Raw genomic sequence first — 13953 nt, forward strand, 5'->3', positions numbered from 1 at the left:
GGTCTTTTTTCTTTGGGATCAAACTCGTCCCTTTGTGCCATCTTCATCTTTATATTAAAATAAAGATAGATTCAAAAAATGATACAAAGTGGGGTACTCAATTTGTCAACACAAGCTGATAAGAAAGACATCCGATTGATTGCCATTGATATGGATGGCACGCTGTTAAACAGTGAGCACGTCATTCCTGAGGAAAATAAACAAGCCATTAAAGAAGCAGAAGCCAAAGGGGTCCATGTGGTGATTAGCACAGGACGTACGCTGATGACATGCCGAGAGCTGGTCGAGCCGCTGAAACTCTCTTCCTATCTTGTCACAGCGAACGGAAGTGAAATTTGGGATTCAAACTTCCAGCTGATCGAGCGAGAACTACTGCATCCCGATCACGTTCAGATGATGTGGGATCTAAAAAACAGATACGAAACCGATTACTGGGCATCTACTGTGGATAAGGTGTGGAGGGGAGAATTCCCAGAACGCATTCATGACCACGAATGGTTGAAATTTGGTTTTGATATTCATGACGATGCTGTTCGTGAGGAAGTCCTCCATACATTGAAAACAAATGGACAGCTAGAAATCACGAATTCCAGTCCAACCAATATCGAAGTCAATGCAGCAGGCATTAACAAAGCGGCAGCTCTTGCAAAAGTAGCAGAACGCATTGGCTGTACAATGGACAACGTCATGTCACTTGGCGACAGTCTGAATGATATGGCGATGATTCAAGAAGCCGGATTAGGCATTGCAATGGGCAATGCACAAGAAGTTGTGAAAGAAGCGGCTGATTGGATTACGGCTCCTAATACAGAACACGGGGTAGCAAAAGCCATCCAGCATTGGGTGCTGTCTAAATAAACGAGTAGAAAAAGTGAGAGGACATGACCTCTCACTTTTTTATTTTCTACTAGTTCTATTGTTATATTTTCTGACAATTTCATGTGCAGTCTATCCAAAGTTGGTATAATCAATATAAATTCGAATATTCGGACTTTCTATTCCGAAATTCGGAACGACAAGGAGGGGTCCTATGTATCAAGTGGATATTAACTGTGATTTGGGAGAAAGTTTTGGTCAATACACCATCGGTTCAGATGAACAAATTCTTGAATATGTTACCTCAGCCAATATTGCATGCGGTTTTCATGCGGGAGATCCAACTGTGATGAGAAAGACGGTTAAAATGGCACTGGATAAAGGGGTTCAAATTGGTGCACATCCAGGTCTGCAAGATTTAGTCGGTTTTGGCAGACGTCCAATCGCTATCTCAGCAGAGGAAGCCTATGATCTTGTGATCTATCAAATTGGTGCACTTTCAGCCTTTCTGAAAGCAGAAGGCGGCATGATGCAGCACGTCAAACCACATGGCGCCCTTTACAACATGGCGGCTAAAAATACTGAATTATCTGAATCAATTGCGAAGGCTGTGTATGATATTGATCCTAACCTTGTGTTATTTGCGCTGTCAGGCAGTGAACTTGCGTCAGCAGGGGAAAGAATCGGTCTTCAAGTGGCACATGAAGTTTTTTCTGATCGGACGTATCAACCAGACGGGACACTGACATCCCGCCGTGAACCTCATGCACTCATTGAAGAGGATGAAAGGGCGGTTCAGCAGGTCATCCGTATGGTAAGAGAGGGAAAAGTGCAGACAGTGCAAGGGGAAGATGTTCAGCTCAAAGCAGATACGGTGTGCATCCACGGGGATGGCAGTCACGCGCTTCAATTTGCAAAAACCATTACAGCGAAGCTAAAAGAAGCCACTATTCAACTCAAGGCCTTTCGATAAATCGTCATCAAAGGGGGAAACAGCATGAAAAGAGAGAAAGCCAAACAGATGAAAGCTCCAAAAGGGAACCGTTCTATGCTGATGGGCGCAGCCTTTTTAATGGCAACGTCCGCCATTGGACCGGGATTTTTAACACAAACAACGGTGTTCACACAGCAGCTCGCAGCTAGCTTTGGGTTTGTCATCTTGATTTCCATTTTACTAGACATTTTTGCGCAAACAAATGTATGGCGTATCATTGCCGTCTCGGAAAAAAGAGGACAGGACATTGCCAATATGGTTCTGCCGGGGCTCGGATATGTGTTAGCCTGTTTGATTGTCATTGGGGGTCTTGCCTTTAATATTGGAAATATCGCTGGTGCGGGTCTCGGTTTTCAGGTCATATTCGGCGTCGATCCCCGCATAGGGGCTGGGGTCAGTGCAGTCATTGCCATTCTCATTTTTGTCATCAAAGAGGCAGGAAAAGCGATGGACCGATTCACACAAATCGCTGGTTTTGTCATGATTGGTCTGATGCTGTATGTGGCTATTTCTACAGCACCGCCAGTTGGAGAAGCGGTTATGAGAACTTTCGTGCCAGAGAAAATTGACATGTTATCAATTGTCACACTTGTCGGCGGGACAGTTGGTGGCTATATCGTTTTTGCTGGTGGTCATCGTCTGCTGGATGCTGGCATTAAGGGGAAGGAAGCATTGCCGCAAGTGACGAAAAGTTCCATTTTCGGTATTTTGATCACATCCGTGATGCGTGTGGCTTTGTTTTTAGCCGTTCTAGGAGTTGTCTCAAAAGGCTTACAGATTGATCCGTCGAACCCGCCTGCGTCTGTTTTTCAATTAGCATCTGGAAATGTTGGATATAAAATGTTCGGGATTATTATGTGGGCTGCTGCCATTACCTCAGTCATTGGAGCAGCATACACCTCCGTTTCCTTCTTTAAAACCTTCTCACCAAAAATCGAGAAAAATCAACGAGGCATTATCGTTGGATTCATTGCGCTCTCGACCATTTGTTTTATAACGATTGGAAGACCTGTGAACATATTGATTTTGGTTGGGGCCATCAATGCATTGATCTTGCCGCTTGCACTCGGAACATTGCTGATTGCTGCCTATAAAAAAGAAATTGTCGGTGATTATCGCCATCCATTCTTTTTGACCGCAACAGGTGCGTTTGTTGTTGTCATCATGGCAATCATGGGCGGATATACCATCATGAATGAAATTCCAAAACTATGGAGCTGATCACATGAAAGCATATCAAACCTATAAGCCGTCACAAATAAGGGAATTGATTCGTAAGCAGAAGATCACAGGCCCAACGGCTGGCTTTGCTGAGGGATTTGCGCAAGCCAACTTAATGATCGTCAAAAAAGGGCTGGCCTTCGATTTTCTTTTATTTTGTCAGCGGAATCCGGCTTCGTGCCCTTTGCTTGATGTGCTCGACCCAGGTGATCCAGTGCCAAGGCGTTCAGCACCTGATGCCGATATTCGAACGGATTTCCCTAAATACCGTGTTTACAAAAAAGGGGTTCTTCAAGAAGAGATAACAGATATTTCTTCCTATTGGGAGGATGATATGGTGGGCTTTCTCATCGGATGCAGCTTTACGTTTGAGCATGCACTGATGCTGAATGACATTCCTGTCCGCCATATTGAAGACGGTCATAATGTCCCAATGTATCAAACGAACATTCCATGTGAAAGGGCAGGTGTATTCCATGGTCCGATGGTTGTCAGTATGAGGCCGATCCCAGCGCATCAAGTCACAAGAAGTGTTCAGGTGACATCTAGATTCCCATCGGTACATGGCGGTCCTATCCATATAGGTGATCCAGCTGTGATTGGCATTGAACATGTAGATCAACCAGACTTTGGAGAACCATCTGTGATCAAAGAAGGGGAAGTCCCGGTGTTTTGGGCATGTGGTGTGACGCCGCAAGCCATCGTCATGCACACTAAGCCAGACATTGCGATCACCCATGCACCCGGTCATATGTTTATCACAGATGTAAGAGATCAAAAGCTCGGTGTCCTGTAGAAAGAGAGGTGTCATAAGAGTGGCATTTTCAACGATAAAAGATACGATCACGTTCCACCCGCTAGGAGACGCAGCCATTGTCATTCAAGCCGGGACTGACATAAGTGAAGACATTCATGAGCGTGTGAAGCAGCTGTTTTCATGTATTGAACAGCATCCATTTGAAGGATATGTGGAAGCTGTTCAAGCTTTTACAAACGTGACCGTCTTTTATGAGCCCTATAAGGTGTATCAATCTGCTGAGCTTAAGCAACGTGCGATCTCTCCGTATGAATGGGTCAAAGACTATATTGAAAACCTCCTTGAAGACAACTGGCAGGAGGGGAATCAGGCAAAGCGTCGGATCGTCGACATTCCTGTATGTTATGGAGGAGAGCTCGGTCCTGACTTAGAAGAAGTCGCCCGTATCAATGATTTGACGCCTGAAGAAGTTGTACGCATTCACACATCCGGGACGTATCTTGTCTATATGATTGGGTTTGCTCCTGGGTTCCCGTTTTTAGGCGGACTTTCTGAAAAAATTGCAGCTCCGCGCAGACAAACACCAAGAATGTCGATTCCAAAAGGATCTGTGGGTATTGCGGGGAAGCAGACAGGGGTTTATCCGATATCTACACCCGGAGGCTGGCAGCTCATTGGACAAACCCCTTTGTCCTTATTTCGGCCGAATGCTGAGAGACCTAGTCTACTAAAGGCAGGGGACGAGGTTCGATTTGTTCAACTGTCTGAAAAGGAATTTTTCAGCATGAAGGAGGAAGATCGTTGAGTATGCATGTCATCAAGCCAGGAATGTTCACCACCATTCAAGATAAAGGGAGAATAGGCTATCAGAAGTACGGTGTTTTAACGAGCGGCGGCATGGACCCGCTCTCACTCCGAATCGCCAACATCCTCACCGGGAATCAAGAAAACGAAGCGGTGCTGGAAATCACTTTAATGGGGCCCGGCCCAGTGTTGACATGTCAGAAGGATCAGCTGATCGCCGTGACCGGTGCTGATGTGGAGATTGAGATTGACGGGGAACAAGTGCCTCTATGGAAACCGCTCTTCATTCGAGCAGGAAGCACGATCACCTTTGGCCCTTGTAAGAGGGGATGCCGCTCCTACCTCGCTGTAGCCGGTGGATTTGATGTTGAGCCGGTGATGAAAAGTAAAAGTACGTATGTCAGAGCGAAGATAGGCGGGGTAGAAGGGCGTCCGCTAGAAAAAGGAGACGTCCTGCCGATTGGAGAACCGTCACCACTGGCGGTGAGCCTCGTTCACATGTTAAAAAGCAAAGGGGAACGTGCGCCAGAATGGACAGTCAATCATGCTCATTTTTTGCCTCTCGGGAAATCACCAGTCATTCGGGTGCTGGCAGGCAGACATCTATCTCATTTTCAGGAAGAATCGCAGCAAGCTTTTTTCGAACGGTCTTATCAGGTCACTCCCCAATCTGATCGTATGGGATGCAGATTGAAAGGAGAACCGATACGTTTAAAGCAAAAGATTGAATTGATTTCAGAAGCGGTTGCTTTTGGCTCTATTCAAATTCCTCCTGACGGCCAGCCGATTATTCTGCTCGCAGATCGCCAGACGACAGGTGGATATCCCCGTATTGGTGAGGTGGCAACAGTCGATTTGCCGCTCATTGCGCAGGCGATGCCTGGAGCGAATCTCACGTTTCAACAAATTGACCGCCAAGAAGCAGAGCAAGCCTTATTCACACAAGAAGCAGAAATGAAGGACCTGACGGCAAGATTAAAACTCGAAGCATTTTCGTTTTAGAAAAGGTGAGAAACATGCAGAACACAAATAAAACCGTTGTGAAATCAATGGAGATATTACGGCTTTTTATCACTCGCGAACAATTAACGTTAAATGACATGATTGAGCTCTCGAGCATGCCCAAAACATCTGTACATCGAATGGCCAACTCGTTAGCCGATATGGGGTTATTAGAAAAGCATCCTTCAGGTGTTTACCGATTAGGATTGATGTTCCTTGAATACGGTCAGCTTGTCGCCGATCGCCTCGATATCCGTAGAATTGCAAGGCCCTTTATGGAAAACTTGCGTGATGAGGTAGGTGAGGCTGTTCAGCTCATTATTCGTGAAGGAGATGAAGCCATTTATGTGGAGAAAATGGAAGGAACGCAGCCTGTCCGGCTCTATACCGCTGTCGGAAGAAGATCTCCATTATATGCGGGAGCTTGTGCGAGAAGTATTCTTTCCTTTTTGCCAGAGGAAGAGAGACTTGCCTATATTGATTCGGTAGAGCTCGGGAAAATCGGGATCGGAACCATTACCGATAAAGATGTCCTGCGAAACATGATCGAAGAATCAAACAGACGCGGCTATACGTTAAGCTATTCAGAGCTTGAAAACTATACTGCGGCTATTGGAGCGCCCATTTTCAATCATCACGGAGAAGTGGCAGCAGGCATTAGTATTGCAGGGTTTGAGGCAGGCTATCAAAAGGAACGGCTTCCTTATTTAATTGAGCAGGTCAAAAAAGCGGCCAGTGGCATTTCAAAAGAATTAGGTTTTGCATCTGAACAAATAAAAAGCCAATGACCGTTAAGATCATTGGCTTTTTGCGTGTTCATGATTAGAAAGTTTTACCTAAAGCTTTTGCACGTTCGATCGCATCTGCTTTAATTTGTTCTGCTTTTGCAGGCTCAGCATTGTGACCTTCAACAATAAGACCTTCGAAAGAAGGAATACCGAAGAAGTTTGCAATTGTTCCAAGGTAACGGTGACCTGCTTCTAGTTCAGCAGCAGGACCTTCAGTGTAATATCCGCCACGTGCTTGAATGTGTAGCGCTTTTTTGTCTGTTAGTAATCCAACAGGACCTTGCTCAGTGTATTTGAATGTCTTACCAGCTACAGCAACAGAGTCGATGTATGCTTTAAGAACTGGTGGGAATGAGAAGTTCCAAAGTGGTGAAACAAATACGTATTTGTCAGCAGAAACGAATTGATCGCTTAATTCGTTTAGGCGAGCAACTTTCGCTTGCTCTTCAGCTGAAAGTGTATCGAAGCCAGCACCAGATTGAAGCTTGCCCCATCCAGCGAATACATCTGCATCAATGTGAGGAATGTTTTCTTTGTACAAATCGATATGTACAACCTCGTCACTTGGATTTGCTTCCTTATAAGATTCGATAAATGCTTTAGCAGTAGCCATACTGTAAGAAACTGTTTCATCATGCGGATGTGCAGTGATGTATAAAACTTTTGCCATGTTTATTCAATCCTTCCTGTTTCAATGATTTTTTTAGCGTACCCCAAAGATACACTGAATATGTGGCATCTTTAATCATATTGGAATGCTATGAAAAAGATGTAACAAGCACAGTTACATAAAAACTGATATTTTCATTGTAATCACTATATAGTTTGAAGTCAAGGTATAAAGTCTTGAAATCAAGATAAAAAGTTTGTAAATTTTTCTGAAACGCTTCAAAGCTGCGATTTAAGCAAAAAAACCCTACTCCCATTGAACAAAAAATGGATCGATATCGCAAGTAAAGTGTTTGTAAATGCGCCCATCCTGCGCTTTTGAAAAAAAGGTGGATGCCTTTAAGCCATCTGCTACAAGCATTTGTTCTTCTTTTTCGTATATATAAGAGAAGGCAGGAGAGAGTGAGGGATAAGAGTGGGACGATCCTATGTTGCGATTGGAGATTCCTTAACGGTTGGGGTGGGGGCACGTTTATTTGGCGGCGGTTTTACGGAGCGATATGCGGCGAAGCTTGAAAAGAAGCTGAATATACCGGTGAAACTGTCCGTATTTGCGAAATCAGGGTTAACAACGGAAGAAATCTTGCAGCTTTTTCAGCGGTCTGATGTAAGACGGGCGATTGCTCATGCTGACATCATCACCATCACAGGCTGCGGGAATGATCTTGTTCAAGCTGTTCTGCAGTATGAAAAAGGTGAAGATGAAAAGACACTGCTGCAAGCGTCTATGCATTGTCAGGCGAATTTTAGCAAAATGGTTCAAGAAATCGCTCTGATAAAAAGAGGGCAGCATCAACCATACTGCGTATATTTATTGAATTTATATAATCCTTTTCCTGAGATTCCGATCGCCGAGAGATGGCTGAAGCAATACAACCATCACCTTCGCCAGCTTGCTACGAATCCACATGTAGAAGTGGTGGATATTTACGGTGTATTTGAAAGTCATCAAAGCGCATACTTATCGATTGATCAATTTCATCCGAACCACAAAGGATATGAAGCAATGGCAGAAGCGCTGTTTCAAAAATCCGCTAAGCAACTGTGATCCCGCGGGATTACAGTTTTTTTCATTCTTTTAAATGAAGGGCTGTTTCGATATGATAAAAGAAACTAAGACAAAAGAGGTGGATGCATGCAGGAGATGAGTGCGTATTTTCATGAATTGAAAGGAACAGCTTATGAGGTAGGAAAGCAGCAGGCTATTTGGCTGAAGGAACGCCCTTTGCTTAAGAAACAATACATTCAATCAGAACCGTTATCAAAAGAGGCTGTGAAGGAAACAAAGCAGCTGGTTCGACCGTTTCTTCCTCAGTTAGAAGAAGAGCTCTCGGGATTTTGTGATGCTATGCAAATAGATGAAAGCGATTTGACCTTTTTCTATTCTTCGCATCTTCAGCCAGGCTGTTCCCATTGTGTGATGCAGAGGAATGAGGCTGCCAATCAACAGACGGTGATGCTTCGCAACTATGATTTTTCTCCGCTGTTTGATGATATGCGTCTTGTATCTACGCATGTGAAGGGCTCAGCAGTCCATACAGGCTCATCATTAATCTTATTTGGTCGATCGGATGGGATGAATGAACATGGTCTATCGGTGACATTTTCTGCATGCGGTCCGCCTATTGGCAACGAACCAGGCTTAAAGCCGCCGGCTGTTGCTGGCTTGCAAGTATATCATGTCATTCGTGCTGTGCTAGAGTCCTGTAAAACGGTGGAGGATGCCGTCCGTTTGGTACAGGAAATGCCTGTCGCGTCTAATGTTCACCTCATGCTTGCTGACCGGAAGGGAGAGGCGGCTGTGATTGAAATGATTGATGGGCAAAAAAAGGTGAGAAGGCCGGAGCGTGGATTTATTGCGGCTACGAACCATCCGCTCGCTGATCACACGGCAAAAGGGTTGACGAAACATCATTCTGTTGTCAGGTACGACATGTTAATTCAAGCTTTAGAAGAACAGCCGTCAAGCGAGTCTCTGACAGAACTATTTCAGACAGAATACCCTGCTGGTCTGACTGTGCACAATTATGAAGAGCTGTTTGGTACGATGCGAACCGTCATGTTTCGGCCGGAGGAAGGGACGATGGAGTATTGCTTTGGCTCTCCCGTCTATCATCCTACCTATTCATTAAAGGTCGGGGGCGCACTGCCATTTCATGAACAAACGATTCAATTTCATCAAAAGGATTATGGACCTTCCTTTTGGAGAAACGTGTGAGTCTTTCATTTTGTCACAGCCTGTGTGCCAAATTTAGATCAACTTCAGGTTGCATCGATCAGTGAAAGCGTTTTATATTAAAGTGTGACAATAGACCTATTTAAGCAGAAGGAGGCATTTCATGTACATAACGGCACGAGAACAGAAAGTGATCAAATATATGATTCAGCAAAATCGTTATGTCACCATTCGTGAGATCGCCGATTCTGTTCAGGTAAGTACAAGAACCATTCATAGAGAACTTAAATCCATTAAACCTATTTTAAAGAATTACAACCTATCACTTGATAAACAGCCGGGGAAGGGCTTGAAGGCGGTCGGTGAACAGGAAGACAAACAGCGGCTTCTGTCTCATATTTCAAATGAAGACCAAATTGAATATAGTTCTGATGAACGGAAGCTCTTAATCCTGTGTGCCCTACTTGAAGCAAAAGAACCGGTGAAATTATATACACTTGCAGCCGACTTGCAGGTCACAAATGCGACCATCAGCTACGACTTAGATGAACTGACGGACTGGATCGCTCCTTACGGTTTACTGCTTATCCGCAAGCGTGGGTACGGCATTGAATTAAAAGGACCGGAGGAAGCCAAACGAAAAATTGTCGGGAACCTGATCGTTGACCGTCTCGACATTCAATTATTTCTCGAAACGATTGAGATGAATATTAAACATCGAACGAAAGCGACTGAAAAGGTGTTTGGGGTAGTCAGTCGAGGACAGCTGCTCAAGGTAGAAAGGCTGCTCTTTCATTTGAAAAACAGACTCTCTCTCTCGTTGTCAGATAGTGCCTATATTGCACTTGTCGTTCACTTAACCTATGCCATTGAACGCATTCAAATCGGTGAAACCATTCGGATGGAAGAGGAAGAATTGCTTGAATTAAAGCGGACGAAGGAATTTGAATCTTCACTCAGAATCGCACGAGCATTAGAACGCATGTTTAATGTAGAGATTCCTGAAGCTGAAGTTGGATACATGACCATCCATTTGCGCAGTGCAAATCGAAGCTTTACGGCAGAATACCGCATTGATGAGATTGAGTTAGATATCGCGCTGAGAACGAAGAAACTCATTGACTTTATTTCTCATAAAACAGGCTATCATTTAAATGAAAACGATTCATTGTATGAGGGACTCGTGTCTCATCTTGAACCAGCTATGAACCGATTAAAAGAAAAGATGCGGATTTATAATCCGCTCACACAACAAATAAAAAAAGACTACTTCTTGCTGTTCATGGCGATTGAAGAAGGTGTGGAGCGCTTCTTTCCTGAGATCGAATTTCCTGAGGATGAAATTGCCTTTATCGTGCTTCACTTTGGTTCGGTGCTTGAAATTAAAAAAGAAGAAACCAAGATTCATGCATTGGTCGTTTGCTCAAGCGGTATCGGTTCGTCAAAAATGCTCGCATCACGATTAAAAAAAGAATTGCCTGAGATCGCCAAATTCGATCTATCTTCCTTAATGGAGCTAAAGGAAATCGACGCTGCAAGCTACGACATGATCGTATCAACCGTGCCGATCCCCTATGAGCATATTGATTACATTATGGTCAGCCCGCTCTTAAACGAGGATGACGCAGTGCGGGTCAAGTCTCATATTAAACGAAAAATTCCTTATCTGATTGAGAAAAAAAGAGCGCAGGAATCTGCAAAAGAATCGGTGGAGGAAACGGTTGATATGATAGGAATGGCAGAGCAAATCACGAATTATATGTCAGTGATTCGCAGCATCTTGTCCCATTTTACAATCGAAAAAAAGAAGACGACGGAGCAGCATGAGTCAACAATGAGAGAGCTGATGCGTCAGGTTGAAAGTCAAGGCTATTTAGAACGTGCAGACGAAGTGACAGCCGGTTTGCTTGAGCGTGAGCAGCAAGGTGGTTTAGGCATTCCAGGAACCGAGTTTGCTCTTTTTCACTTAAAGCATGATCTCATTAAGAAACCGGTCTTTCATATCTATGATCTTGATGAGGCATACGAGATCAAAAGCATGGATGGCGGGCAGCAGCTTATGTCCAGAATGCTCCTCATGCTAGCGCCGCTAGAGCTTGGCAAAGAAGGGTCTGAAATGTTTAGCCTGATCAGTTCATCTATCATTGAAAGCGAAGAAAGCATGGCGCTTTATGGACAAGGAACAAAGGAAGAGATTGAACAGAAATTACATCAACTTTTTTATCAATTTGTCAAAGAGGCAAAATGGTAAGAAAAAAGCCGAGAGCTTATTCGCTTCTCGGCTTTTTTGCTGTGACACAGACAGCGAGGGTGGGACGAATCTCCTCATATTCAACAGAAAACTGATCAAATCCAGCAAATTCTAAGTCATTGAGGATGCTTTCGCTCATTTCTTTTGTTCGATTGGCGTCCGCTCCTTTTTCTCTTGGTTGCATCACAATGACGAGTGTTCCACCCGGCTTCAAGGTGTGATAAAGGTTGAGTGCGCCAGCCTTTGGGTCATCCCAAATCGTATAATTGTTAACAGAAAGTACTTTGTCATACTGATCTGCCGGCAGGCGCGTTTTTTCAATTTTCCCGACATACAGCCTGACCTGCTTCTCTTTGGATCGTTTCTTTATACGCGAATGCGCCTGTTCCTTCATAGTTGAAGAAGCATCTAGTCCATCAATGTGAAGATCGTCAAAATGCTTGAGCATATGTTTGATGCTATAGCCGGGGCCATAGCCTATTTCCAATATGTTTTCACCATCTGATAAATCTAAATGCTGGATCGCCCATTGATTCAGTGCCTTATTTTCATTTGCCATAATAAAACCTGCGATGCTTCCGAGCCAGCCTTTTGGTCTGCTAAAGGTTTTAGAAATGGTTGACAGCATGTGAGAACGCTCCTTTTTTATGTTTATGTAACCGATTTTTCCCATCCTGAAACCTGTCAGTTTTCAAAACGCATCGATGACGCATAGGGATGTTTGAGTGAAAAAATGAAGTGGTAATGAAAGGATACATCAACAAATCAAGGAGGAGCTTACACATGGATTTACGTGAATACTTAACAAATGGCATTCCGCGCCAAACGCAGGATCAGCAGCCAGGCAGTGAAAGAGAAATGAATCCTGCGCCGATCTATGAGGATGAATCGTATAAAGGGTCTGGTAAGCTAAAAGGAAAAGTAGCGCTGATTACAGGTGGAGACAGCGGAATTGGACGTGCCGTTTCTGTTGCGTATGCCAAAGAAGGAGCTCATGTCGCGATCGTATACTTAAATGAACATGAGGATGCAGAGGATACGCAAAAACGTGTAGAACAGGAAGGCGTCAAATGTTTAACAATTGCAGGGGATGTCGGGGACGAAGCCTTTTGCGAGAAAGCGGTAGAAAAGACAGTTGAAGCCTTTGGACAGCTGGACATCTTAGTCAATAATGCGGCCGAACAGCATCCGAAAGAACGTATTCAAGATATTTCTAGTGAACAGCTTCACCAAACCTTTAGAACCAATTTCTATTCCTATTTTTATTTTACGAAGAAGGCACTCGATTACTTAAAACCGGGAAGTTCCATTATTAATACAACATCTATTAACCCGTATCGAGGCAACAAAGTGCTCATTGATTATACGGCGACAAAAGGGGCCATCAACGGCTTTACTCGTTCTATGGCACAGTCGCTTGTGAAAGATGGAATTCGGGTAAACGGTGTAGCACCCGGTCCAATTTGGACGCCGCTCATTCCATCTACATTTGATGAAGACAGTGTCGAAAGCTTCGGGGCCGAGACCCCAATGGGAAGACCAGGACAGCCTGTGGAGCATGTGGGCTGCTATGTACTGCTTGCTTCGGACGAATCGTCTTATATGACGGGACAGACACTTCATGTCAACGGCGGTTCCTTTATGAATACATGATCAATAGCACGCCGCCCAGATTTGATTGGGCGGTGTGTTTAGTATTTCTTCCGATTCTTCTGTACAGATGAGACAGACCATATGATAATGCCCACAACAACCGCTGCAATAACAAGTGAACTCAAATGGAACATCGTTTCATGATGCATATTCAACATCCCCTTTCAATGTGTCCGTTTTCTATAGCATCAGCTAGAAGATGTCTTTTTATGAAAAACACATTTCTTTGTTTAATGAATGGATTGTCGTGGAAACCTAAGAGTACGGATGACATCTTGAAGGAGTGAAGATACATGTCACAAGAAGAGTTAAAGCAAAAGGTAATGAACTTATTAGACGAACAAAAAGTGGGAACATTGGCGACTGTTGAACAAGATAAGCCGCATACCCGCTATATGACTTTTTTTCATGAAGGGCTGACATTATATACACCAACAAGCAAAGAAACACATAAAGCGGATGAGATTGAAAAAAATCCGAATGTTCATATTCTCATTGGTTATTCAGGTGAAGGATTTGGGGACACATATGCAGAAATCGCAGGTAAAGCCACATTAACTGATGATCCAGAACTGATCGACCGCCTTTGGTCTGATGAGATGGAGAAATGGTTTAAAGGAAAAGATGATCCAAACCTAGTGATCCTTAAGATTGACCCAACCTCCATTCGTTATATGAACGAAGGAAACCGGACACCAGCAGAATTATCACTTTAACACTTGCGTAAGTTGGGGGAACGTGTTATAGTTTTATATTAAGTGTTGAAATAGCAAATAAATAAAGAAAGTAAACTTTCTTTTTTCTATGACATAATGAGAAGCA

General features: G+C 43.9%; 14 protein-coding genes. 12 read left to right on the forward strand and 2 right to left on the reverse strand.

Annotated features, from left to right (window positions below; all coding sequences use genetic code 11):
• The first annotated feature begins 78 nt into the window (after positions 1–78).
• The 7 genes from ACTJJD_RS14135 (at position 79) to ACTJJD_RS14165 (ending at position 6382) form a co-directional block, all read left to right on the forward strand.
• On the forward strand, positions 79–858 hold the full coding sequence (locus ACTJJD_RS14135; protein WP_370539173.1) for a Cof-type HAD-IIB family hydrolase: 780 nt from the start codon (positions 79–81) through the stop codon (positions 856–858).
• A gap of 172 nt (positions 859–1030) precedes the next feature.
• A complete protein-coding gene (locus tag ACTJJD_RS14140; protein ID WP_039166171.1) occupies positions 1031–1789 on the forward strand; it encodes a LamB/YcsF family protein in 759 nt (252 codons plus the stop codon).
• Between the two features lie 24 nt (positions 1790–1813).
• Complete coding sequence (locus ACTJJD_RS14145; RefSeq protein WP_007498097.1) at positions 1814–3031, forward strand: NRAMP family divalent metal transporter; 1218 nt, start codon at positions 1814–1816, stop codon at positions 3029–3031.
• Between the two features lie 4 nt (positions 3032–3035).
• Positions 3036–3827 carry a putative hydro-lyase gene (locus tag ACTJJD_RS14150; protein WP_440608563.1) on the forward strand — a complete coding sequence of 264 codons (792 nt, stop codon included), beginning with the start codon at positions 3036–3038 and terminating at the stop codon, positions 3825–3827.
• A gap of 19 nt (positions 3828–3846) precedes the next feature.
• The gene (gene pxpB, locus ACTJJD_RS14155) at positions 3847–4593 is read left to right on the forward strand and encodes a 5-oxoprolinase subunit PxpB (RefSeq protein ID WP_440608564.1); all 747 of its coding nucleotides are present in this window, start codon (positions 3847–3849) and stop codon (positions 4591–4593) included.
• Complete coding sequence (locus ACTJJD_RS14160) at positions 4590–5594, forward strand: biotin-dependent carboxyltransferase family protein (RefSeq protein ID WP_440608565.1); 1005 nt, start codon at positions 4590–4592, stop codon at positions 5592–5594. The genes pxpB and ACTJJD_RS14160 overlap by 4 nt, the downstream gene beginning before the upstream one ends.
• Before the next feature lie 14 nt (positions 5595–5608).
• The gene (locus tag ACTJJD_RS14165; protein ID WP_350390861.1) at positions 5609–6382 is read left to right on the forward strand and encodes an IclR family transcriptional regulator; all 774 of its coding nucleotides are present in this window, start codon (positions 5609–5611) and stop codon (positions 6380–6382) included.
• Between the two features lie 34 nt (positions 6383–6416).
• On the opposite strand, the gene ACTJJD_RS14170 is transcribed toward ACTJJD_RS14165, so the two are convergent.
• A complete protein-coding gene (locus tag ACTJJD_RS14170) occupies positions 6417–7052 on the reverse strand; it encodes an FMN-dependent NADH-azoreductase (RefSeq protein ID WP_024720223.1) in 636 nt (211 codons plus the stop codon).
• 414 nt (positions 7053–7466) lie between these two features.
• Between ACTJJD_RS14170 and ACTJJD_RS14175 the strand changes: the two genes are divergently transcribed.
• The 3 genes from ACTJJD_RS14175 to ACTJJD_RS14185 all read left to right on the forward strand — a co-directional run bounded on the left by ACTJJD_RS14175 (position 7467) and on the right by ACTJJD_RS14185 (position 11478).
• A complete protein-coding gene (locus tag ACTJJD_RS14175) occupies positions 7467–8099 on the forward strand; it encodes a GDSL-type esterase/lipase family protein (RefSeq protein WP_242731589.1) in 633 nt (210 codons plus the stop codon).
• 87 nt (positions 8100–8186) lie between these two features.
• Positions 8187–9269, forward strand: coding sequence for a C45 family autoproteolytic acyltransferase/hydolase (locus ACTJJD_RS14180; RefSeq protein ID WP_440608566.1), 1083 nt, complete (start codon positions 8187–8189; stop codon positions 9267–9269).
• A gap of 121 nt (positions 9270–9390) precedes the next feature.
• Positions 9391–11478: a BglG family transcription antiterminator gene (locus ACTJJD_RS14185; protein ID WP_008347174.1), complete on the forward strand. Its 2088-nt coding sequence runs from the start codon at positions 9391–9393 to the stop codon at positions 11476–11478.
• 16 nt (positions 11479–11494) lie between these two features.
• Here the strand turns inward: ACTJJD_RS14185 and ACTJJD_RS14190 are convergent, their stop codons facing one another.
• Positions 11495–12106, reverse strand: a complete 612-nt coding sequence (locus ACTJJD_RS14190) for a class I SAM-dependent methyltransferase (protein ID WP_024720226.1) — start codon at positions 12104–12106, stop codon at positions 11495–11497.
• Between the two features lie 155 nt (positions 12107–12261).
• On the opposite strand from ACTJJD_RS14190, the gene ACTJJD_RS14195 reads away from it, so the two are divergent.
• Both ACTJJD_RS14195 and ACTJJD_RS14200 read left to right on the forward strand, forming a co-directional pair.
• A complete protein-coding gene (locus ACTJJD_RS14195) occupies positions 12262–13131 on the forward strand; it encodes an SDR family oxidoreductase (RefSeq protein WP_024720227.1) in 870 nt (289 codons plus the stop codon).
• A gap of 293 nt (positions 13132–13424) precedes the next feature.
• A complete protein-coding gene (locus ACTJJD_RS14200; RefSeq protein ID WP_008347166.1) occupies positions 13425–13847 on the forward strand; it encodes a pyridoxamine 5'-phosphate oxidase family protein in 423 nt (140 codons plus the stop codon).
• The last annotated feature ends 106 nt before the right edge of the window (positions 13848–13953 follow it).

It is taken from the genome of Bacillus sp. 22446 (assembly GCF_052044955.1).
GTDB lineage: Bacteria > Bacillota > Bacilli > Bacillales > Bacillaceae > Bacillus > Bacillus altitudinis.

Bases quoted from the DNA above. Each gene is read 5' to 3' on its own strand.
- ACTJJD_RS14190 (WP_024720226.1), bottom strand. From the start codon at position 12,106: ATGCTGTCAACCATTTCTAAAACCTTTAGCAGACCAAAAGGCTGGCTC.
- ACTJJD_RS14140 (WP_039166171.1), top strand. From the start codon at position 1,031: ATGTATCAAGTGGATATTAACTGTGATTTGGGAGAAAGTTTTGGTCAA.
- ACTJJD_RS14180 (WP_440608566.1), top strand. From the start codon at position 8,187: ATGCAGGAGATGAGTGCGTATTTTCATGAATTGAAAGGAACAGCTTAT.
- ACTJJD_RS14135 (WP_370539173.1), top strand. From the start codon at position 79: ATGATACAAAGTGGGGTACTCAATTTGTCAACACAAGCTGATAAGAAA.
- ACTJJD_RS14150 (WP_440608563.1), top strand. From the start codon at position 3,036: ATGAAAGCATATCAAACCTATAAGCCGTCACAAATAAGGGAATTGATT.
- ACTJJD_RS14195 (WP_024720227.1), top strand. From the start codon at position 12,262: ATGGATTTACGTGAATACTTAACAAATGGCATTCCGCGCCAAACGCAG.
- ACTJJD_RS14165 (WP_350390861.1), top strand. From the start codon at position 5,609: ATGCAGAACACAAATAAAACCGTTGTGAAATCAATGGAGATATTACGG.
- ACTJJD_RS14170 (WP_024720223.1), bottom strand. From the start codon at position 7,052: ATGGCAAAAGTTTTATACATCACTGCACATCCGCATGATGAAACAGTT.
- ACTJJD_RS14145 (WP_007498097.1), top strand. From the start codon at position 1,814: ATGAAAAGAGAGAAAGCCAAACAGATGAAAGCTCCAAAAGGGAACCGT.
- ACTJJD_RS14185 (WP_008347174.1), top strand. From the start codon at position 9,391: ATGTACATAACGGCACGAGAACAGAAAGTGATCAAATATATGATTCAG.
- ACTJJD_RS14200 (WP_008347166.1), top strand. From the start codon at position 13,425: ATGTCACAAGAAGAGTTAAAGCAAAAGGTAATGAACTTATTAGACGAA.